This window comes from Planktothrix agardhii (assembly GCF_904830935.1).
Taxonomy (GTDB): Bacteria; Cyanobacteriota; Cyanobacteriia; order Cyanobacteriales; family Microcoleaceae; genus Planktothrix; species Planktothrix agardhii.
Genome location: NZ_LR882952.1, coordinates 173964 through 195643, shown reverse-complemented (window position 1 = coordinate 195643; position 21680 = coordinate 173964). Strand labels below are relative to the sequence as shown.

At 41.5% G+C, this 21680-nt stretch carries 14 protein-coding genes; 8 read left to right on the top strand and 6 right to left on the bottom strand.

Annotated features, from left to right (window positions below):
• Positions 1–8: 8 nt before the first annotated feature.
• The 3 genes from NMG88_RS00900 to argC all read left to right on the top strand — a co-directional run bounded on the left by NMG88_RS00900 (position 9) and on the right by argC (position 3119).
• Positions 9–614 (top strand): fasciclin domain-containing protein, encoded by a 606-nt coding sequence (locus NMG88_RS00900; RefSeq protein ID WP_052369716.1) that lies wholly within the window; start codon positions 9–11, stop codon positions 612–614.
• Between the two features lie 153 nt (positions 615–767).
• Positions 768–1961, top strand: a complete 1194-nt coding sequence (locus NMG88_RS00895; protein ID WP_227364662.1) for a glycosyltransferase — start codon at positions 768–770, stop codon at positions 1959–1961.
• Between the two features lie 96 nt (positions 1962–2057).
• On the top strand, positions 2058–3119 hold the full coding sequence (gene argC, locus NMG88_RS00890; protein ID WP_026787270.1) for an N-acetyl-gamma-glutamyl-phosphate reductase: 1062 nt from the start codon (positions 2058–2060) through the stop codon (positions 3117–3119).
• Between the two features lie 57 nt (positions 3120–3176).
• Here the strand turns inward: argC and NMG88_RS00885 are convergent, their stop codons facing one another.
• From NMG88_RS00885 to NMG88_RS00860, 6 genes are all read right to left on the bottom strand, one after another.
• On the bottom strand, positions 3177–3959 hold the full coding sequence (locus tag NMG88_RS00885; RefSeq protein WP_235765568.1) for an SDR family NAD(P)-dependent oxidoreductase: 783 nt from the start codon (positions 3957–3959) through the stop codon (positions 3177–3179).
• A gap of 122 nt (positions 3960–4081) precedes the next feature.
• Positions 4082–4276, bottom strand: a complete 195-nt coding sequence (locus NMG88_RS00880) for a hypothetical protein (protein WP_026793602.1) — start codon at positions 4274–4276, stop codon at positions 4082–4084.
• A gap of 61 nt (positions 4277–4337) precedes the next feature.
• Positions 4338–11474, bottom strand: coding sequence for a putative Ig domain-containing protein (locus NMG88_RS00875; protein WP_254035015.1), 7137 nt, complete (start codon positions 11472–11474; stop codon positions 4338–4340).
• Positions 11475–11546: 72 nt separating this feature from the next.
• On the bottom strand, positions 11547–15119 hold the full coding sequence (locus tag NMG88_RS00870) for a TIGR03032 family protein (RefSeq protein ID WP_254035014.1): 3573 nt from the start codon (positions 15117–15119) through the stop codon (positions 11547–11549).
• 10 nt (positions 15120–15129) lie between these two features.
• Positions 15130–15405: a hypothetical protein gene (locus NMG88_RS00865; RefSeq protein ID WP_026793600.1), complete on the bottom strand. Its 276-nt coding sequence runs from the start codon at positions 15403–15405 to the stop codon at positions 15130–15132.
• Positions 15396–15641 carry a hypothetical protein gene (locus NMG88_RS00860; RefSeq protein WP_214559362.1) on the bottom strand — a complete coding sequence of 82 codons (246 nt, stop codon included), beginning with the start codon at positions 15639–15641 and terminating at the stop codon, positions 15396–15398. The genes NMG88_RS00865 and NMG88_RS00860 overlap by 10 nt, the downstream gene beginning before the upstream one ends.
• A 163-nt stretch (positions 15642–15804) precedes the next feature.
• Here NMG88_RS00860 and NMG88_RS00855 point away from each other — a divergent pair, with 163 nt between their 5' ends.
• The 5 genes from NMG88_RS00855 to NMG88_RS00835 all read left to right on the top strand — a co-directional run bounded on the left by NMG88_RS00855 (position 15805) and on the right by NMG88_RS00835 (position 21666).
• Entirely contained in the window at positions 15805–17322 is a 1518-nt protein-coding gene (locus NMG88_RS00855) for an Eco57I restriction-modification methylase domain-containing protein (RefSeq protein ID WP_254035013.1), read from the top strand.
• 123 nt (positions 17323–17445) lie between these two features.
• Positions 17446–17754: a hypothetical protein gene (locus NMG88_RS00850; RefSeq protein WP_026797475.1), complete on the top strand. Its 309-nt coding sequence runs from the start codon at positions 17446–17448 to the stop codon at positions 17752–17754.
• A 57-nt stretch (positions 17755–17811) separates the two neighbouring features.
• Positions 17812–18651, top strand: a complete 840-nt coding sequence (locus NMG88_RS00845; RefSeq protein ID WP_227398191.1) for a DEAD/DEAH box helicase family protein — start codon at positions 17812–17814, stop codon at positions 18649–18651.
• A 109-nt stretch (positions 18652–18760) separates the two neighbouring features.
• Positions 18761–19720 (top strand): DNA-methyltransferase, encoded by a 960-nt coding sequence (locus NMG88_RS00840; protein WP_052347362.1) that lies wholly within the window; start codon positions 18761–18763, stop codon positions 19718–19720.
• 149 nt (positions 19721–19869) lie between these two features.
• Positions 19870–21666, top strand: a complete 1797-nt coding sequence (locus NMG88_RS00835; RefSeq protein ID WP_042156873.1) for a caspase family protein — start codon at positions 19870–19872, stop codon at positions 21664–21666.
• The last annotated feature ends 14 nt before the right edge of the window (positions 21667–21680 follow it).

Sequence of the window (21680 nt, the reverse complement as noted above, 5' to 3'; positions counted from 1 at the left end):
ATAAAACCATGAACAATTTCATAGAAAATCAAAACAAAGGCAAAAATTTAGGAATTGTCAGTCTTTTAGGTTTATTAACATTAGGAACTATTTCCCCCGTAGTCGCCGCCGAAGTTCAAATGTCTGCCAATTCCGAACTGATTTGTCGCCAACCTAGCCAAGATTTGGCTCAAATGCCTATTTCTCCAAAAGTGATTCAAGGTGTGGTCGGAGATTTAGCCACGGTGATTTTAGCCGATGAACGCTTTAAAATTCTAGGGATGATTTTAAAATCTATTGGATTATTAGATGCCTTAAAACAGGGAGATTTTACTATTTTTGCGCCAACAGATGAAGCTCTAGCTAAATTACCGCAACAAATTTTAGATGCTATTCTAAAATCCCAAAACCTCAACCGATTTACCGAATTATTAGAATATCATGTAATCCCAGGTAAAGTCACAACAACAGATTTAAAATCAGGAAAACTCAAAACTTTAGAAGGAGATTCTGTTACTATTAAGACAAAGAAAAATCAAATTAAAGTCGGAAATGCCACGATAATTGATTCTGATATTCCGGCGAGTAATGGAGTAATTCATGTTATTGATCAAATTTTAATTCTACCTAAATAAGCTAAAATAGGGAATAGGCAATAGAAAAAAAATAGGTGCATCTCATGTCTAAAATATAGAAATGAACAGGTTAGTATTTACAACTTTTTTGTGTCTTTGTGGTTAAATTAGGCTTTATCATTGTCAACATATCCCATTTTCAATTTCCTATTTATGAAATTAAGCCTTTGCATGATTGTTAAGAATGAACAAGAAACTTTAACAAAATGTTTAAATAGTGTTAAAGGAATTGTTGATGAAATGATTATTGTTGATACGGGGTCAACGGATAAAACCCCGAAAATTGCTCAACAATTTGGAGCGAAAGTTCATTCCTTTAATTGGTGTGATGACTTTGCCAAAGCCAGAAATGCCTCTTTAAGTTATGCAACCGGACAGTGGATTTTAGTATTAGATGCAGATGAAATTTTAGACCCTGAAATTGGGCCACAACTGCATCAAATTATGGAAAATCGTAATTTAATTGTAGTTAACTTAATTAGACAGGAAATCGGCGCCACTCAGTCTCCTTATTCCTTAGTTTCTCGACTATTTAGAAATCATCCCCAAATCTGTTTTTCCCGTCCCTATCATGCCATGGTAGATGATAGCGTCACCGAATTAATCCGCCAAAAACCGCAATGGCAAATTGTAACATTACCCCAAGTTTCTATTTTACATTATGGATACCAAGCCGAAACGATCGCGAAACGGAATAAATGGCAACTGGCAAAAACAGCCATGGAGAGTTACTTAGTAGAACATCCAACGGATGGATATGCTGCTAGTAAATTGGGGGCTTTATACGTCGAAATTGGCGACTTAGAGCGCGGAATTGAACTGTTGAAATTAGGATTATCTCAAGAGAGTAATGGAGAAGATGGGGTTTTATATGAACTCCATTATCATTTGGGCATAGCCTATAGTAAAAAAGGACAATTTATCCTGGCAAAATATCATTATCAAACAGCAGTTAATGTTAATATTATACCACAATTAAAGCTAGGAGCATATAATAATTTAGGCAATATTTTCAAACAGAAAGGAGAACTAGAATCGGCAAAAATAGCTTATCAAACCGCCATAAAAATTGATCCTAGTTTAGCGATCACCTATTATAATTTAGGCATGACCTTGAGAGAAATGGGAGCCTATCGAGAAGCGATCGCCGCCTATCAAAAAGCCCTAGAACTCAATCCCAACTCAGCCGAAACCTTCCAAAATTTAGGAGTTCTCTTACTACAAATTGGTCAACTCAACGATAGCTCAATGATGTTTAAAGCCGCCATAGAATTACACGAACAAAATAACTCCCCAGAAGCCCAACGCTTGCGTCAGGAACTTGGGGAAATGGGTTTTCGAGTTTGAGAGAGCCCAGATAAATTTTAAAACATTTTGCCAAACTTTTCCATAATCAGCTATCATGCAGCAAAAGTTAGGTCATTTTTCTAGGAGTTAGGTAATATGGTTAATGCAGAACGGATTCCCGTCGGTATTGTTGGAGCCTCGGGCTATGGTGGTGTGCAGTTGGTGCGTTTGTTACAGGATCATCCCCTGGTCAGAATTGCTTATTTGGGCGGGGATAGTAGCGCCGGAAAACCCTTTTGTAGTCTTTATCCCCATTTGAATGAATGTGTGGATTTAGTGATCGAACCTATTGATATTGATAAAATAGCCTCTAAATGTCAAATTGTTTTTCTATCCCTACCTAATAATTTAGCCTATACAATGGCGCCACAATTAATAGAAAAAGGATGTAAAGTATTAGATTTATCGGCCGATTATCGGTTTTCTAATTTAGACATTTATAAAAAATGGTATGGGGGAGAACGCACGGATCAAGCCATCGCAGCAACGGCAGTTTATGGCTTACCTGAATTGTATCGCGATCGCCTAGCTACGGCTCAATTAGTTGGTTGTGCCGGGTGTTATGTAACAGCAAGTTTATTAGCAATTTCTCCCCTATTAAAACAGGGATTAGTTGATCCCCATACCACAATTATTGACGCCAAATCCGGCACTTCTGGAGGAGGAAGACAGGCTAAAGTTAATATGTTATTAGCCGAAGCTGATAGTTCAATCGGGGCCTATAGTGTCGGAGGTCATCATCGCCATACCCCAGAAATTGAACAGGTTTGTAGTGACTTAGCCGGACATGATATTTTAGTTCAATTCACTCCCCATTTAATGCCAATGGTACGGGGAATTTTAGCCACGGTTTATGCAACTTTACGAGATCCAGGGTTAGTTAGAGAGGATTTAATTACTATTTATAAAGCCTTTTATCGCAATTCTCCCCTGGTTAAAATATTACCTGGTGGTACCTATCCTCAAACAAAATGGGCCTGTGGAACTAACCTTTGTTACTTAGGAATTGAAGTTGATCAACGCACCGGACGAGTGATCGTTATGTCGGCTATTGATAACTTAATTAAAGGTCAAGCCGGACAAGGAGTGCAGTGCATGAATATTATGATGGGTTGGGAAGAAACCTTGGGTTTACCCCAATTGTGTTTCTATCCTTAAGTTTTATGTTGTTGGGCTTTAGCCCTCCTAATTTTTGTGCTAAAGCCCAACAACAATTTATTTTTTAGGTTTAAACTGTTTTTCCACTAAACTAACAATCGTATCCCTAGGGAAAAATCGAGGTAAATTCACAATAAATTGATTACTAAATCCTCCCGTTACTAAAGTTGAAAAGTCTTTTTCTAAGGCTGTTAATGTGTCTTGAACAACTTCCTCCGCCGTGGCATAATTTTGTCCAACGCCGGAAAGGGTTTGAGGAAATTCTGCTGCGACAAAAAAGTTAGATTCGGTAGGGCCAGGACAGACCACTAAAAGCCTCACCCCAGAGTCTTTATTTTCCGCCCATAAAGCCTCGGTAAAATTCAAAACAAAGGCTTTTGTTCCCGCATAAACCGAACAATAAGGTAAGGGTTGATAACCCGCAATAGAAGCGACATTAACGATCGCACCTGAACCCCGTTTTTTCATATCTGTTAAGAATAAATGAGTCAGTTCAACTAAGGCTGTAATATTTAACTGAATCATTTGCACTTGTTTATTTAAGGGACGATCTGCAAAAGCTCCATAATCTCCAAATCCAGCATTATTAATCAGTAAATCAATCGTTAAACCCTGTTGAGAAATAGCATCAAAAACCAATTGTGTAGCATCGGGTTGGGTTAAATCTTTGGGAATCACATGGGCTTTAATATTATATTGCGATCGCAATTTTTCCGCCAGTTGTTCCAATTTATCTTGAGAACGAGCCACCAAAACCACATCTATTTTCCGAGAGGCTAATTCCTTTGCAAACGCCGCCCCAATCCCAACAGACGCTCCTGTAATTAACGCAGTTTTCATTAATTTTCCATCCTAGAATCACTTTCTGATCAATTATTGTATTTGGTTTCGAGGGTGTTGGCACCCACCGAAGGTGATTCCTCTGACTTAGGAGCAGGTTGGACGGTGGGAGAATATTGACATTACAGATAAAATAGATGACTATATTCTTCAGTTAGGCAGAAGGGTAAATATCGAAGTTTATGGCTTTGAACCGAATTATGTTCATCAATTCCCCCATTTGAGTATCCCTGATTTGGCAAAATAAGGTTGATTTTCAACCGACGAAATAGTACCCAGAGAAGGGATTTTTGATTCATCGGGGGTTGCTTTTTCATGGTTTTCTCTTGAGTTGATTAATTAATGGCCTAATAATATTGAAAACAACTTAAAGCTTTTTTAGAAGATAGAAGTTGTAAAGTTATCAGAGGTCAACAAGTTAGGATTAACGTTATTCAGAGTTGCCAGAATTTGATTATTCACCTGAATTTGAGTCGAACCATTGACAAGGGTTAAAGTCAGTTGTTCAAAGGTGAGACCGCCATCAAGGACGATAATATCCACCCCAGAAGTAAAGTCAGTAATGGTATCAGGGCCCAATCCTGAAACCAGAACAAAGCGGTCACTGCCTTCGCCGCCGGTGAGGGTATCAACACCTTCCGCCCCCACCAGGATATCGTTACCTTTGCCTCCGGTGAGAATATCGTTGTCTTGGCCACCATCAAGGGTATCATCACCGTCATCGCCCCAGAGTGCATCATTGCCCTCGTTCCCGTCTAGGAGGTCGTTGTCCTCGCCTCCGTAAATCAGGTCATCCCCGGAGTTACCAGAGATTGTATCACTATCTTGGTTCCCAAAGAGGGTATCGTCACCGTCGTTTCCTTCGAGTCGGTCTGTTCCTTGGTTGCCGAAGATGATATCATCTTGATTACCACCTTTAACAAAGTCATTATTCTGACCTCCGAACAGTTCATCTTTGCCATCACCACCATCAATCAGGTCATCTCCTTGATTACCATTAATCGAGTCATTGCCAGTATTTCCAGCAATGGTATCGTTACCAAGGTTGCCAAACAAGTCATCATCATCATCGCCACCGTCGATTTGGTCGTTGCCTTTGCCACCGAAAACTAGATCTTTGCCTTTGCCCGCATTGATATAGTCGTTCCCTTGATTGCCGTTAATTTCGTCGTTGCCATCTCCGGTTTCAATGTTATTGTCACCGTCTTTACCAAAGATTTGATCAGATTCGGCTGTACCTGAGATCTCCTCATTGCCATTGCTGGAAACCTGGGATGGGGAGTTTGTGTTAGTTTTTAAAGCAGGAAAATCAAGGGTTTTAATGAAATTGCTAGGCTCATAAAAATCACGAGTGGAGTTGGGTGTTGGTTCCGGTGTTGACGTGGGTGTGGGTTCCGGTGTTGGCTCCGGTGTGGGTTCCGGTGTTGGCTCCGGTGTTGGCTCCGGTGTTGGTGTCGGTGTTGGTGTTGGTGTCGGTGTCGGTTCCGGTGTTGGTTCCGGTGTTGGTGTTGGCTCCGGTGTTGGCTCCGGTGTGGGTTCCGGTGTTGGCTCCGGTGTTGGCTCCGGTGTGGGTTCCGGTGTTGGCTCCGGTGTGGGTTCCGGTGTTGGTTCCGGTGTTGGCTCCGGTGTTGGCTCCGGTGTTGGCTCCGGTGTTGGCTCCGGTGTCGGTGTTGGTGTCGGTGTTGGTGTCGGTGTTGGTGTCGGTGTTGGTGTCGGTGTTGGTGTCGGTGTTGGTGTCGGTGTTGGTGTCGGTGTTGGTGTCGGTTCCGGTGTTGGCGTGGGTATAATGCTCAACAGGAAACTATCACTAATACTTGCCCCACTTTTATCGGTAGCAGTAACATTAATAGTCAACGCATCAACATCACTGTTAGTCGGTGTTCCGGTAAATATTCCCGTTGTGCTATTAAATGTTAACCAACTGGGTAAGGTTGTACCATCGGCTAAGGTGGCGGTATAGGTTAAACTATCTCCTGCATCAATATCACTGAAATTATTAGTAATATTGAGACTGAAACTGCTATCTTCGTTAACGGTTTGGTTGCCAATAGCAGTCGCAGTTGGTGCATCATTAATGTTATTAACCGTGAGTTGGAAACTATTGTCAACTGTGGCATTATTACTATCGGTTGCGATAACTTTAATGTCAAGATTTCCGACATCACTGTTAGTCGGTGTTCCGGTGAATGTTTGGGTTGTGCTATTAAATGTTAACCAACTGGGTAAGGTTGTACCATCGGCTAAGGTGGCGGTATAGGTTAAACTATCTCCTGCATCAATATCACTGAAATTATTAGTAATATTGAGACTGAAATTGCTATCTTCTGTTGCGGTTTGGTTGCCAATAGCAGTCGCAGTTGGTGCATCATTAATGTTATTAACCGTGAGTTGGAAACTATTGTCAACTGTGGCATTATTACTATCGGTTGCGATAACTTTAATGTCAAGATTTCCGACATCACTGTTAGTCGGTGTTCCGGTGAATGTTTGGGTTGTGCTATTAAATGTTAACCAACTGGGTAAGGTTGTACCATCGGCTAAGGTGGCGGTATAGGTTAAACTATCTCCTGCATCAATATCACTGAAATTATTAGTAATATTGAGACTGAAATTGCTATCTTCTGTTGCGGTTTGGTTGCCAATAGCAGTCGCAGTTGGTGCATCATTAATGTTATTAACCGTGAGTTGGAAACTATTGTCAACTGTGGCATTATTACTATCGGTTGCGATAACTTTAATGTCAAGATTTCCGACATCACTGTTAGTCGGTGTTCCGGTAAATATTCCCGTTGTGCTATTAAATGTTAACCAACTGGGTAAGGTTGTACCATCGGCTAAGGTGGCGGTATAGGTTAAACTATCTCCTGCATCAATATCACTGAAATTATTAGCAATATTGAGACTGAAACTGCTATCTTCTGTTGCGGTTTGGTTGCCAATAGCAGTCGCAGTTGGTGCATCATTAATGTTATTAACCGTGAGTTGGAAACTATTGTCAACTGTGGCATTATTACTATCGGTTGCGATAACTTTAATGTCAAGATTTCCGACATCACTGTTAGTCGGTGTTCCGGTAAATATTCCCGTTGTGCTATTAAATGTTAACCAACTGGGTAAGGTTGTACCATCGGCTAAGGTGGCGGTATAGGTTAAACTATCTCCTGCATCAATATCACTGAAATTATTAGTAATATTGAGACTGAAACTGCTATCTTCGTTAACGGTTTGGTTGCCAATAGCAGTCGCAGTTGGTGCATCATTAATGTTATTAACCGTGAGTTGGAAACTATTGTCAACTGTGGCATTATTACTATCGGTTGCGATAACTTTAATGTCAAGATTTCCGACATCACTGTTAGTCGGTGTTCCGGTAAATATTCCCGTTGTGCTATTAAATGTTAACCAACTGGGTAAGGTTGTACCATCGGCTAAGGTGGCGGTATAGGTTAAACTATCTCCTGCATCAATATCACTGAAATTATTAGTAATATTGAGACTGAAATTGCTATCTTCGTTAACGGTTTGGTTGCCAATAGCAGTCGCAGTTGGTGCATCATTAATGTTATTAACCGTGAGTTGGAAACTATTGTCAACTGTGGCATTATTACTATCGGTTGCGATAACTTTAATGTCAAGATTTCCGACATCACTGTTAGTCGGTGTTCCGGTAAATATTCCCGTTGTGCTATTAAATGTTAACCAACTGGGTAAGGTTGTACCATCGGCTAAGGTGGCGGTATAGGTTAAACTATCTCCTGCATCAATATCGCTGAAGTTATTAACAATATTGAGATTAAAACTGCTATCTTCGTTAACGGTTTGAGCCGTAATAGGAGTCGCAGTTGGAGCGTCGTTAACGTTATTAACGGTTAGTTGGAAACTATTTTCAACGGTCGCATTACTGCTATCTTTAGCAATAACTTTGATATCAAGAGTTCCCACATCAGCGTTAGTCGGTGTTCCGGTAAATGCTCCGGTTGTGGTGTTGAAAGTTAACCAACTGGGTAATACTGTACCATCTGCTAAGGTGGCGGTATAGGTTAAGGTATCCCCTGCATCAATATCGCTGAAGTTATTAACAATATTGAGATTAAAACTGCTATCTTCGTTAACGGTTTGAGCCGTAATAGGAGTCGCAGTTGGAGCGTCGTTAACGGCAGTAACATCAATAGTAATAGTATTAGCTGCCACACTGTCAATAGTGCCGTCATTAACGGTGAACTTGAAGTTGGCATAACCGCTACCATTGGCATTAGCAACCGAGGTAAATTTTAGGTTGGGAATATCAACAGTATTGATAACTTGGTTGAGACTAACATTACTATTGCTGAGTTGTAATGTCCCGGCTGTGGGCAGTTGGGTGATTTTTATCGAAGCTAGGGTGTTTCCGGTGTCTACATCACTAAAACCGAAGTCCGCAGCCACAAAGGTGTAGCTACTCTCTTCATTAAAGGTTACGGTTTTGTCAGTCGCAGTTGGAGCATCGTTAACGGGCGTGACCGTGATGGAGGCGGTGGCAGTGTTGACGCTAAACGCCGTTGTCCCACCGTTAATACTGGTGTCGGCTGTACCTCCGACTGTACCTGTGGACTTATCCCAAGCGCGGAAGCTGAGGGCGTTGGTAATAGTGCCGTTATAGTTGGCATTGGGTTGGAGGCGAACTTTGTTACCCGCATCTAATAATAGGGCGTTACTGTTGCTAACAGCCGGGAAGTTTGTCCAGGTTGTGCCGTTGTCGGTGGAATATTGCCAAGTGCCGTTATTGTCGGCGGCAGTGATAGCGATAGCTTCGGTGATGGTGGTGGTGTCTACATCGGATATGGGGAAAAGATTGTTATAGATTTTGCTGATGGGGCCAGAACTACCGTAGCCCGTGAGCAGGATATCGGTGTTGCCATCCTTGTCGAAGTCGGCGGTGGTGACGGAACTACTGTCAACACCAGTGAGGGAGACGTTAGTGTTTTCGCTAAAACCGCCACTGCCGTTGTTGCTATAGATTTTGCTGATGCGTTTATTAGAACTATCTAAGCCCGTGAGCAGGATATCGGTGTCCCCATCTTTGTCGAAGTCGGCGGTGGTGACGGAACTCAAGTAAACACCAGTGAGGGAGACGTTGGTGTTTTCGCTAAAACCGCCACTGCCGTTGTTGCTATAGATTTTGCTGATGGGGTTATTAGAACTATCATTACCCGTGAGCAGGATATCGGTGTAGCCATCCTTGTCGAAGTCGGCGGTGGTGACGGAACTATAGCTAACACCGGTGAGGGAGATGTTGGTGTTTTCGCTAAAACCGCCACTGCCGTTGTTGCTATAGATTTTGCTGATGCGGCCAGAACTACCGTAGCCCGTGAGCAGGATATCGGTGTAGCCATCTTTGTCGAAGTCGGCGGTGGTCACGGAACTTGTATAAACACCAGTGAGGGAGACGTTGGTGTTTTCGCTAAAACCGCCACTGCCGTTGTTGCTATAGATTTTGCTGATGGGTTTATTAGAACTATCCCAGCCCGTGAGCAGGATGTCGGTGTAGCCATCTTTGTCGAAGTCGGCGGTGGTGACGGAACTATAGCGAACACCAGAGAGGGAGACGTTGGTGTTTTCGCTAAAACCGCCACTGCCGTTGTTGCTATAGATTTTGCTGATGGGTTTATTAGAACTATCGAAGCCCGTGAGCAGGATATCGGTGTCCCCATCATTGTCAAAGTCGGCTGTGGTGACGGAACTACTGGAAACACCGGTGAGGGAGACGTTGGTGTTTTCGCTAAAACCGCCACTGCCGTTGTTGCTATAGATTTTGCTGATGGGGTTCCCTGAACTATCCCGGCCCGTGAGCAGGATATCGGTGTCCCCATCATTGTCGAAGTCGGCGGTGGTGACGGAACTATAGCGAACACCGGTGAGGGAGACGTTGGTGTTTTCTTGAATACTCGGAGCCGGAATGATATCCCCGATAACATCCCCACTGTAGTTGTTGTCATCTTCATTAATAGTGGTGAGGCTATAGGTGAAGTTGGTATTATCTAATAGGGGCGCATCGTTAACGGCCGTTACCGTAACTTGGGCAGTGACTGGGGTAGCTGACTCCAAACCATCGTTATCTTTAGCCACCACTTGAACCGCATTGACCGTGCCGTTAACGTTGGCATCCGGTGTCCAATAAGCTTTTTTCGTGGCATCTATCGTATCATTACTCCCGGCAACCCAAGCTGTGGCGCTGGTGGCATCGCTCCCAATTCTTAACGTACCACTACTAACGGCTTTAACCACAAAGGCATCCACCGTCCCTCCATTGTCCGCTTCATTTCCTTGGGCAGCGAATTCGGCAAAGGTGAGTTCGACTTCCGTGTCTTCGTTGGTAGTGTCAACGGGGTTAGTAAAACTGCTGAGGGTGGGGGGGTTGAGGGTGTTGCTATAGATTTTGCTGATGGGTTTATTAGAACTATCTAAGCCCGTGAGCAGGATATCGGTGTTGCCATCTTTGTCGAAGTCGGCGGTGGTGACGGAACTATAGCTAACACCAGAGAGGGAGACGTTAGTGTTTTCGCTAAAACCACCACTGCCGTTGTTGCTATAGATTTTGCTGATGCGGCCAGAACTACCGTAGCCCGTGAGCAGGATATCGGTGTCCCCATCTTTGTCAAAGTCGGCGGTGGTGACGGAACTTGTATAAACACCAGTGAGGGAGACGTTGGTGTTTTCGCTAAAACCGCCACTGCCGTTGTTGCTATAGATTTTGCTGATGCGGTTATTAGAACTATCCTTACCCGTGAGCAGGATATCGGTGTAGCCATCCTTGTCAAAGTCGGCGGTGGTGACGGAACTTGTATAAACACCAGTGAGGGAGACGTTGGTGTTTTCGCTAAAACCGCCACTGCCGTTGTTGCTATAGATTTTGCTGATGGGGTTCCCTGAACTATCCCGGCCCGTGAGCAGGATATCGGTGTAGCCATCTTTGTCGAAGTCGGCGGTGGTGACGGAACTATAGTTAACACCGGTGAGGGAGATGTTGGTGTTTTCGCTAAAACCGCCACTGCCGTTGTTGCTATAGATTTTGCTGATGGGGTTCCCTGAACTATCCCGGCCCGTGAGCAGGATATCGGTGTTGCCATCTTTGTCGAAGTCGGCGGTGGTGACGGAACTATAGCTAACACCGGTGAGGGAGATGTTGGTGTTTTCGCTAAAACCGCCACTGCCGTTGTTGCTATAGATTTTGCTGATGCGTTTATTAGAACTATCCCGGCCCGTGAGCAGGATATCGGTGTCCCCATCATTGTCGAAGTCGGCGGTGGTGACGGAACTACTGTCAACACCAGTGAGGGAGACGTTAGTGTTTTCGCTAAAACCGCCACTGCCGTTGTTGCTATAGATTTTGCTGATGCGTTTATTAGAACTATCTAAGCCCGTGAGCAGGATGTCGGTGTCCCCATCTTTGTCGAAGTCGGCGGTGGTGACGGAACTATAGTTAACACCCGTGAGGGAGACGTTGGTGTTTTCGGTAAAGTTAAAACTGGAAGTCATTTTCTTAATTTCCTTTAATTGGGTAGTCGGTTTATCCCTAATGGGTATCAAGATGTTTCTGATGGTTGGGGGTTAACGGTTTCCCATTTGTCGAAATGCCTCTTCTAAGTGGCTGACAAACCCTGATATGTTAAATAACGGGGCATCTCGTGCCTTTAACCGTTGACGCAACTGTTGCAACTCCTGGGGATGGGTGGCCCAGTCAACGGCCTTTTGTTCGTACTCCTCCACACTGTTAGCAATCATTTCTGGGAGTCCGCCACTGGCACAAATACTCGCCCCCATGCGGGAAGCGTTGGTCAAACCGGGTTTTGTCAGTACAGGTACACCCGCCCACAACGCTGCTACAGTGGTAGAACCCCCGCTATATATCCACGTATCTAAGGCTAAATCTGCCAGTTGTAAGCGGGCGAGATATTCGGGGTGGGGAATTTTGGGGACAAAAATTAGTCTTTCGGGTGCAATTCCAGAAGCAGCAGCTTTTTTGTGTAAATTATTGATAACTTCCTCTGTTGTCGGTTCAGATAACCACAAGACACTGCCTTCAACTTGCTGCAAAATTCCCATCCAAACGGCAAATAAATCGGGGGTAATTTTAAAATGTCGGTTGAAGCAACAGAAGACAAAACTATCTTCTGGCAACCCGAATTCTGCGCGAGTTAAGGGTTGGGAAGAAATCTCCATTTCAGAAGCGATAAACTGATCAGGTAAATAGAGAATTTCTTCACTATAATATTGAGCTAATTCTGGAGGAACAATCCATTGGTCGGTAAGTAAATATTGAATAAAATTGGCTCCCATTGTGTTCGGATATCCCAGAAAACTGGCTTGAATAGGAGCCGGTTGATAGGCAAAGATTTGCGGTTTACCGTAACCGGTATACCCGGCTAAATCGATTAAAATATCAATGCCATCAGCGTTAATTTGCACAGCAGCATCGACGGCAGGAAGTTGGGAAATATCTCGAAATTGATCACAGCCATTTTTAATCATTTCTGTGACTTCATCGTTGACATTTAATAGGTTATAGCCAAAGATTTCAAACTCGTCTCGGTTATGGTTTTCAAAAATTTGATAAATTAAGCGTCCGACGGCGTGACTGTAGAAATCTGGGGAAACATAACCCACCCGCAGTTTATCGGTTTTTTGAGAATAGATGAATTTAGGTTTTTTCTCAGCTATTGATTTCTCAATTCCTGCGGCGTGTTTTTGGGCAAATGCTAGGGATAATTCTGGGGGAATAGGAAGGGCGTTTAACTGAAAGGGTGCGAGGGTGACACCGCCGTTTTCTTCCTGAATATATTGGGTCGTAGAATCAATTAATTGTTCTATGAAACTATCATAGTTTTCCCAGTCGCAGAGATTGAGTTTCACAAAACCAATATGGGATAATAAATATTGAGCATTGGGGTTGAGTTTTTGCACTCGTTCATAGGCGAGTTTCGCTAGGATAAATTGACTCTGAAATTCCCAAATTTGCCCTAATTCAAAATAGGCATCAGCATAATCCCGTTGATGTTTGGCTGCGGTTTGGAATAGCTGAATGGCTTCGTCTAATTTGGCTTGTTGTTTATACAATAAACCTAAATTATACAACGCTGGGACAAGTTCAGGGTTTAATTCCAAGGCGCGTTTTAATAACTCCTCAGCTTGATTTAATTGACCTTCAATTAGGTAGATTGACCCCAAGTTTGTTAAGGTTAACGCAGAATTTGGGTTAATTTTTAGAGCATTTTGATAACAAGTTATGGCTTCAGATAAGCGATTTTGCTGTTGCAGTAAGGTTCCTAAATTATTGTGAGGTGGAATATAATTTGGGTCGGCTGCTATAGCATTTTGAAAGCAAGCGATCGCTTCTTGAATTTTTCCTTGTTTTTTAAAATCTTGCCCTCGTTCAAATTCAGCTTTTGCTGCTTTTAATCGTGGGTTTTCTAACGTCCTTAAGTGTTGTTCTAAGATGTCATCTAATTCTGAAATTGTTGTCTCATCTTCTCGAAAAATCTGCCCGACATATTCAGTCTTTTGACGAGAAATTGGAAAGGGTTTTCCTTCGGAAAATTCATCATGAACTAAACTTTGATATTGAGCTAAAGGATAAATGACATCGTTCAAAAACCGTTGATCAATGCCTTTCATTAAAGATTTAGAATGAGTTTTAACATAATTATTGATAGCAGTTTTGATCTCTAAATTCCCTTTAAATCCCCACATCCCTCCCATAATTTTGCTTCGATGCAAAGGATGATCTCGCATAATATGAAACGGAAAAGGACTGGCTAACCATTCATCAACGGCGGCTTTTTCCCGTTGATTAAGCCGCGAGTCCGTATCCCGAATAATCGTAATTTCGACATCAGGATCATTCAGGGCTAGAAACCGCCAAAATGATCCGGTACAATTTTGAGAGGGGGTTTGCATCGGGATGATTTCTACATGATTCCAAGCTGATAAACGTTCTAACGTTTCTTTGGGAACGGTTTCATCCACATAAAACCGACAAATCCAACCCGGATAAATTTTAAGTGCTAATTCCGCATTTTTAATCGCACCAATATTGTAGATAGGATCATGGCCCCAAAGACTAAAAGAGATGACTTTTTTCTGGGTTTTTGTGGGGCTACCAATAGTTACTAATTTAGCAATATTTCCACTTTTAAACCCTAAAGCCATCGGACATTGAACTTGGGGAAAAATAGCGACATCATAAAGTTCTGTGGCTTCAGTATCCATATCTAGCCACTCGACAATATCTCCGGTTTTTAAGTCAATAATTAAGATGCCACAACGGGCTTCGGCTTGTTTTTGTTGCAGCTTTTCTCCCAGTAATAAACCGGAAAAATGATAATCTCTGGGTTTAGATAAACCCACAACGGCAAAATCTCCGACAAAGGCTAACCCCCGTCCATACCCCGGACAAAATGTAACGGGGACAAATTCCCCGTTTTCGATGTATCCAAAATCTCCTGTTCCTGAGTTGAGTAACCACAATTTCCCTTGATACCATCGGGGAGAGTGGGGCATGGATAAACCCCTAGCGATGATATCGTGGGTTTGAATATCAATCACCACTCCCCCATCACTGCGTCGATGTCGCCAACCGGATGCTACATCCGAATGACTAACCGCCGTTACATAGCGGGGAATACCGTTAAGGGCGGCTAACCCGTTAAGGTGACAGCGATCTTCCGGGGCGAGTTTGCTGATAAAATTCGGTTTCCAGATGGGGGTAAAGCTGTGTTGAGGATGGAGCGTTGCTAAACAGCTATATTCGGTGTTGGCAAAAATAATATTTCCCTGGGGGTCAGCTATCAGATCATGTACGTCTAAATCTCCGGTGGTGTAGGCAACACGAGGAACATAAAGACGATCATATTTCTCTTTTAAAATCTCCCCATTTTCCAGAACATTTTCAAACCGCCAAATTTGATAGCGGGTAGCGAGGTAAAAGCGTTCTGATGTCACATAAAGTCCCATCGGTCGCTCAAATTCCCAAACGGGGGTGGAAATTTGGCCGTTCGGTTGGACTCCAATCAAACAAAGGCGGTTTGTTTGGTAGGTAGTCAGGGCGACGCTGACTTGGTGTTGGTGCAGCCATTCCAGAAAGTGTCGTGAGTAAGGAACAGTTAGGGTTTTGGGAGCGCTCATAGGTTATTGCTTATTGATGTAGATAGAGGTTGCACAAAAACCAAATAAATCTTATCTTAAAACAAGATTTTTTTAAAAGTACAGCGGCAATGTTGGATTCTCTCAAGGTAAGACTATACCCAAATAAGGTATTTGTGGCAGTTAAGGTTTGGTTTTGTTCGGGTGTTCCTGTAATATTAACTGTTCCTGTAGGAGCATCATTAACATTAGTAACAACAGAAGTTGGACTACTATTAACGATTTCTTGTGTTCCTAGTCCATCGGTATAACTAACTTTTACCTGCACTTTTTCCCCACTTGTGCTTGAGATAAGGTGAAAGTATCATTAGTTTCTCCACTAATATCAGTCCAGGTGACTCCATTATCGGATGACTCTTGCCATTGATAATTTAATGTTCCTAAACCATCAATATCGGCTAAGGTATTGGTTGCAGTTAAGGTTTGATTTTGTGTCGCTGTACCCGTAATATTAACTATTCCTGTCGGTAAGTCATTAACATTAGTAACACGGGACTTACGCAAGCACGCTATATATAGCGTACTTGCGTAAGTCCTGTAAATTTTATATTGCTGGCGCAGATACTTGAACAATTGGCAGCGTTCGCTGGCTTACTGCACACTATATATAGTGTGCCTGCGTAAGTCCTGAATTTATTATAAAATATCAATATAGCAGTTTTTAATCATGGTAGCTCCCACAAACAGAAAGCAAGATAAGTTCCAATCTTATTACACGAATTGTGATCATATTACTTCCTATATGGTAGGACTTCTCGAATGTGATTCTAATATGTCTGTGCTTGAACCTTGTGCGGGTGAGGGTGTGTTTATTGACGAGTTATTGAAACAGAAATTAACTCCAGAAATTACCGCCTATGAGTTAAATATTGATGCCGTAAATCAGTTAAATAGTAAATATAATAATTTAAAAAATATTGAGATTATACATCAAGATTTTATCCTGGCAAACACTAATAAAAAATTCGATAGAGTGATTGCCAATCCCCCTTATGGAGCATATCAATCACCGGAAAAAAGAAAACAATTAAAAAAAGCATATCCCCATATATATGCTAAGGAAACCTACGGTTTATTTTTAATTCAAACGCTGGAATTATTGAAACAGGACGGACGCCTGGTTTTTATTATTCCCGATACCTATTTATCACTCCATCATCATCAAGGTTTGCGAAAAGAAATTATTAGTAATTATAAAATAGAATCAATCACGCTTTTTCCTTCTGATTTTTTCCCGGGTGTCAACTTTGGCTATGCGGGTTTAAGTATAATATCTATTGTTAAGGAAAAACCAAATATTGACTATAATTTTCCTGTTTATAAAGGTCTGCATTCACCGTCAGAGTTGACAGAATTATTAACCAAAACCAAGAAAAATTATGAAGTTTGTAGACTTTCCTACCATCAGCTTATTAACAATCCATCCCAGGCTTTTTTTCTGTCTTCAAAAGACTGGATTTCTCAAATTCTGAGTTCCGATAATCTAACAATAGGTGATATTTGTTTTGTGGTAACGGGTTTTTATTCGGGTAATGATGGTAAGTATTTAAGGCGATCGCCCTCTGTTACTAGGGGGACTAAAAAGTATGCTATTGTAGAGAATAATAAGATATGTAGGGATAATCTTTCTATTAATCCGCCCCTGAATGGCATCAAAAATGATTGTTATTGGGTTCCTATTGTCAAGGGTGGTAATCAAAGATTCTACAAACAATCAGAATGGTTTATGGACTGGGGAGAAAAAGCAGTTCATGATTATAAAGTTACTAATAAGCAAAAAGCTAGATTTCAGAATTCTCAATTTTATTTCCGTCAAGGAATTGCTGTACCGATGATATCCTCCTCCTCAATTACGGGATCATTGCTTGATGGTAGATTATTTGATCAGTCTATTGTGGGAATATTTCCCCGCCAAGATTACCAGGATTTAATTTACTATTTACTGGGTTTTTTTAATAGTAAAGCTTGTAATGATCTGATTAGAACTATCAATATAAGCACCAATAATTCCGCTAATTATATCAAGAAAATACCCTTGATTATACCACAAAAACAGTTATTAGAAACTATATTAAAAGAAGTGGGGCGGCTGGTTATATTATCTAAGTCTAATATTATTAATGATCAAGATTTGCAAAAATTGAATGAATACTTTTATGATGTATATGGTGCTAAAATATCATGAGAAGACAAGACCAAATCATACTTTAAGCGGTTAAAAATGTTCTCCTGATAATATTTAAACTCTTAAGAATCAGACAATGAAAAGTGGTATGCTCTAAAAGGTCAAGATTTGAAACTACCGTCCATGCCTGAGTTAACAAAAGATGGTTATTATGCTGAGTTCGGATCTCGCATTACTCAAGAGAGCGAACGCCTCTTCGTTGATGAATTCCTGTGGACTCTGCTTGGCACAAAAATAGGCTACATCATCCCTCAACGCACTTTCATTGACAGCACGGGCAAAAACAGGCGGATTGATTTTTCTTATGTTGAGGGTAGTAGCAAGCTGGCAATTGAAGTCAACGGCGAGACTTACCATGCAGAAGGTATTGTCCCTAACGAGGTGTTTGACGACAACTTATTTCGCCAAAATGAAATATTACAAGATGGTTAGAAGTTAATTCGATTTTCTTATAGTATGCTCCAGTCTCTTCAGTGGCGACCAGTAGTAATGCAGTCTTTAAGAAACTTCTTTTCTAATTATGCTCCTAATCTTCTTGGAGAAGAGTTAGTTGAGCCTAACCCTCTTCAAATAAATGCACTCAAAGCATTAGAATTCTACAGATCAAAAGGTTGGAAGAAAGGCGTTGTGATCTTACCTACAGGTACAGGTAAAACTATATTATCGGCTTTAGATGCTAGAATATTTCGAGGAAAAGTGCTTTTTATTGTTCATAGATTAGATATCCTAAAACAGAGTATCTCTGCATATAAAAAGGTCTGGAATCAGGCAACAATTGGGATACTCACTGGAGAGTCAAGAGAGAACGAGTTAAATTGTGATATTTTATTTGCATCTAAAGATACTCTTCGTCAAACTACCGAGTTAACCAAGTATAGACATGATGAGTTTGACTATATTGTTATTGATGAAGTTTATCATGGTCAAACACCTTCTTACAGAGAAATTTTTTCCTATTTCAAACCAAGATTTATGCTTGGAATGACTGCTACACCAGATCGAAGTTCAAAAAGCTATTTAACACCCTCACAACTTGAAGAAATTGAACAGTGGCTAATTCCCTTAGAAAGACGAAACATCTCCGAGTTAGAAAGGCATCTAATCGAAGAGAAAGATTGGTTGATAACTTGTTGTTTATTTGCACCTTATGGCCCGAAAGAAAATCCAGTAGAAGCGATCTGGTTACAAGTGAAAAATTTTATTAGACGGTTTTATTATCGGTGTCGAAACTTCTCAATAGCTAAAAAGTTATTCCAGCTTTTCTTTAAGTTTAATTTGTTCAATCCTCCCAACTTAGAAAAATATGATGCTTTTGTACAAATGATTTAGACTTGCTATAGTGATGATGTTAGTATTTTACGAGAATTATTTGGAGCAGATTTCCTAACAAATAACTACCACTTAACAGAAACAGAGTACATTCAACTATAGAAAAAACATGGCTAACCGATCTCACAGAAATACACGACTTATTGGAATGAATGCCCTGCGAAAACGTAACGGGGTTCACACTTCTGAACTTGAAATTGAAATTAAAAAATATCAAGAAACCGTTCATGCTGTTATGAATCTTGATTGTCTTAAACTGCTTAAAAAGATTCCCTCAAACTCGGTTCAACTGATTGTTTGTGATCCTCCTTATAATATAAATCTTGCTGAATGGGATAATTTTGATAATTATATTAAGTGGGCATCTGAATGGTTGATAGAGAGCGAGAGAGTCCTATCTGAGACAGGAAATATTGTTATATTTGGTGGGTTTCAATATCAAACTGAAGCCGGAAGTGGTGATTTACTGGAAATTATGATGTATATGCGCCGTCATAGCAAAATGCGATTAGTCAACGTGATTATTTGGTATTATAAAAATGGAATGAGTGCCCATAGATTCTTTGCCAATCGCCATGAGGAAATAGCTTGGTTTGCGAAGACAAAAAAATATGTTTTTGACTTAGATGCAGTTCGTATACCTTTTGATCAAGAGACTAAAACCCTTTACTTGAAAGATAAAAGATTAAAGCCTGAGAGTGTTGAGAAAGGAAAAAATCCGACGAATGTTTGGGAGATTGGAAGATTGAATGGTAATTCCCTGCAAAGAGTAGGACATCCCACCCAAAAACCAACGGAAGTAATTAGAAGAATTGTCCGGGCGATGTCTTACCCTGGTTCCGTTGTGCTTGATTTTTTTGCGGGTTCAGGAGTGACAACCAGAGTGTGTATAGAAGAAGGAAGACATAGTATAGCAAATGATATTTCTACTGATTTGAATGGCTATTTAGATCAGCATATTGCCAAAATAAAACCCGATATTTTTTCTGATTTTGTCCCCTTTAATTTATTAACTGAAATTGAATTTGAGTCCCATCCAGTGTTTGGCAAAATAACGGGAAATAGGTAGCTTCATGGAAAGTCATTTTTCAGGAGCGAATTTAACGATCTTGTTGATGTCCTAATTTCTTTGCACACTGCGATAGATATTGCTGTAATGATGTATGATGGGGTTTTAAGTTGAGTATGACTAAAATAGAAATTTATGGGGCATAAGCGATGAAACGCTATATTTGTATTGCCATTGGCATTAATCAATATCAATATCTGCAACCCTTGAATTATGCCCAAAAGGATGCAGAGGCTATTTATGAATATTTGGTTGATGTTGCCGGGTTTCCTCGCGATCAGAGTTTATTGATCACCGATAAGTCCCCCCAAATGTCGAAGATGTCCACCTATCCCAACAGGGAAAATATTGTAGATTGGGTGGAGTCTTTCTGTAAAGAGCAACTCGGCCCGGAGGATGTCCTCTGGTTTTTCTTTAGTGGTCATGGGTTTGCCAAGGATGGGCGGGATTATCTATTGCCGATTGATGGGAACCCGACTCAGTTAGAAACAACGGGAATTCCGATTCAAGAGTTATTTGACTATTTTAAAGCCGCGGCAACCGATAAAATTTTGGTGTTGCTGGATATTAACCGCGCTCAGGGGGCACACGCGGGGGAAAGTGTGGGAACTCAAACGGCTGAAATCGCCCGAAAATTAAAAATTCCGACGATTTTATCCTGTCAGCCCGAACAGTTGTCCCGGGAAACTTCGGCTTTGCGCCAAGGATTCTTTACTTCGGTATTATTGGAAGGGTTGAAAGCCGGACAGTTTTCAACCTTAGACCGATTAATTCATGGACTGGAGAAACGTTTACCGGAAGTGACGGAACAACATTTAAGACCCCGACAAAACCCCGTATTTGCAGTTTATCCAGCCTCTAAACTCCAGCAGGTACTTTTACCTGAAATTCGTCAGGTGGCTATTAATCTTTCCAACGGTATTAGAGAAATAAATATGGCAACTGTAGAATCTCATCAAAATGGGACTGCTCCTGTATCGGAAGATCCCCTGAAATTATCCCTATCCTCTGATCAAGGAAATGGAGATCGGGGTTCTGCGACAGGTGAACCCGTCGAACCCGGGAATTTACCCCCAAATTCTCCAGCTTCTGTAATTCAGATGAACTCCCAACCGCCTGCAAGTTCAACAGAGGACACTATGACAGAAAGTTCATTTTTACAACGGTTAATTCTTTGGAGTGGCGCAACGGCGCTGGTACTGTTACTGGGTGTGTTTCTGACCAATAAACCAATATTTTTAGGTCAAAAAACCGCTAAGTCTTCTGTTGAGACTTCAACGGTGGTTAAAACTCCCAAACCACTGCCCGCGACCACAAAACCGGAAAGTACACCCCCGACTCCAACTCCTGCAAGTCCGGTTCAATTGTTAGATGAATCGAAACTCCTATTAAAAGATGTTTCCGCTTCTGATTTTAGTAAAGCGATCGCCATCATTCGACAAATTCCGGCGAGCGATCCCCAGTACAAGGAAGCCCAAGGGGATATTGAACATTGGAGTAAAACGATCTTGGTGATTGCCCAAGGACGCGCCCTGAGTCAAAATTTGCCGGGAGCAGTGGATGCAATTAAGTTGCTCCCTGACGCTAATCCTGAGATTTATCAACAGGGACAAAAACAACTTGAGGAGTGGGAGGCTCAGTTAAAAGTCCTGAACAATAATCAAGGAATTTTGAGTCAGGCTAAGGCTTTAATTAAGCCCGGTCAAGCCTCATCCTATAGTGATGCCATCGGTCTTGTCCAAAAAATTCCGGCGGATCAGCCGGGATATTTGGAGGCGGAAAAATTAATCGATCAATGGGGAAATCAAATCTGGGAAATTGCTCAATCCCGTGCGAAGAAAAAGCAATATGATAATGCTATTGAAGCGGCTAAGTTAGTTCCCGAAAATACATCGGCCTATGACGCGGCTAAGAAAGCGATCGCCGATTGGAAAACGAATAAGTAATCAGTCATCAGTTA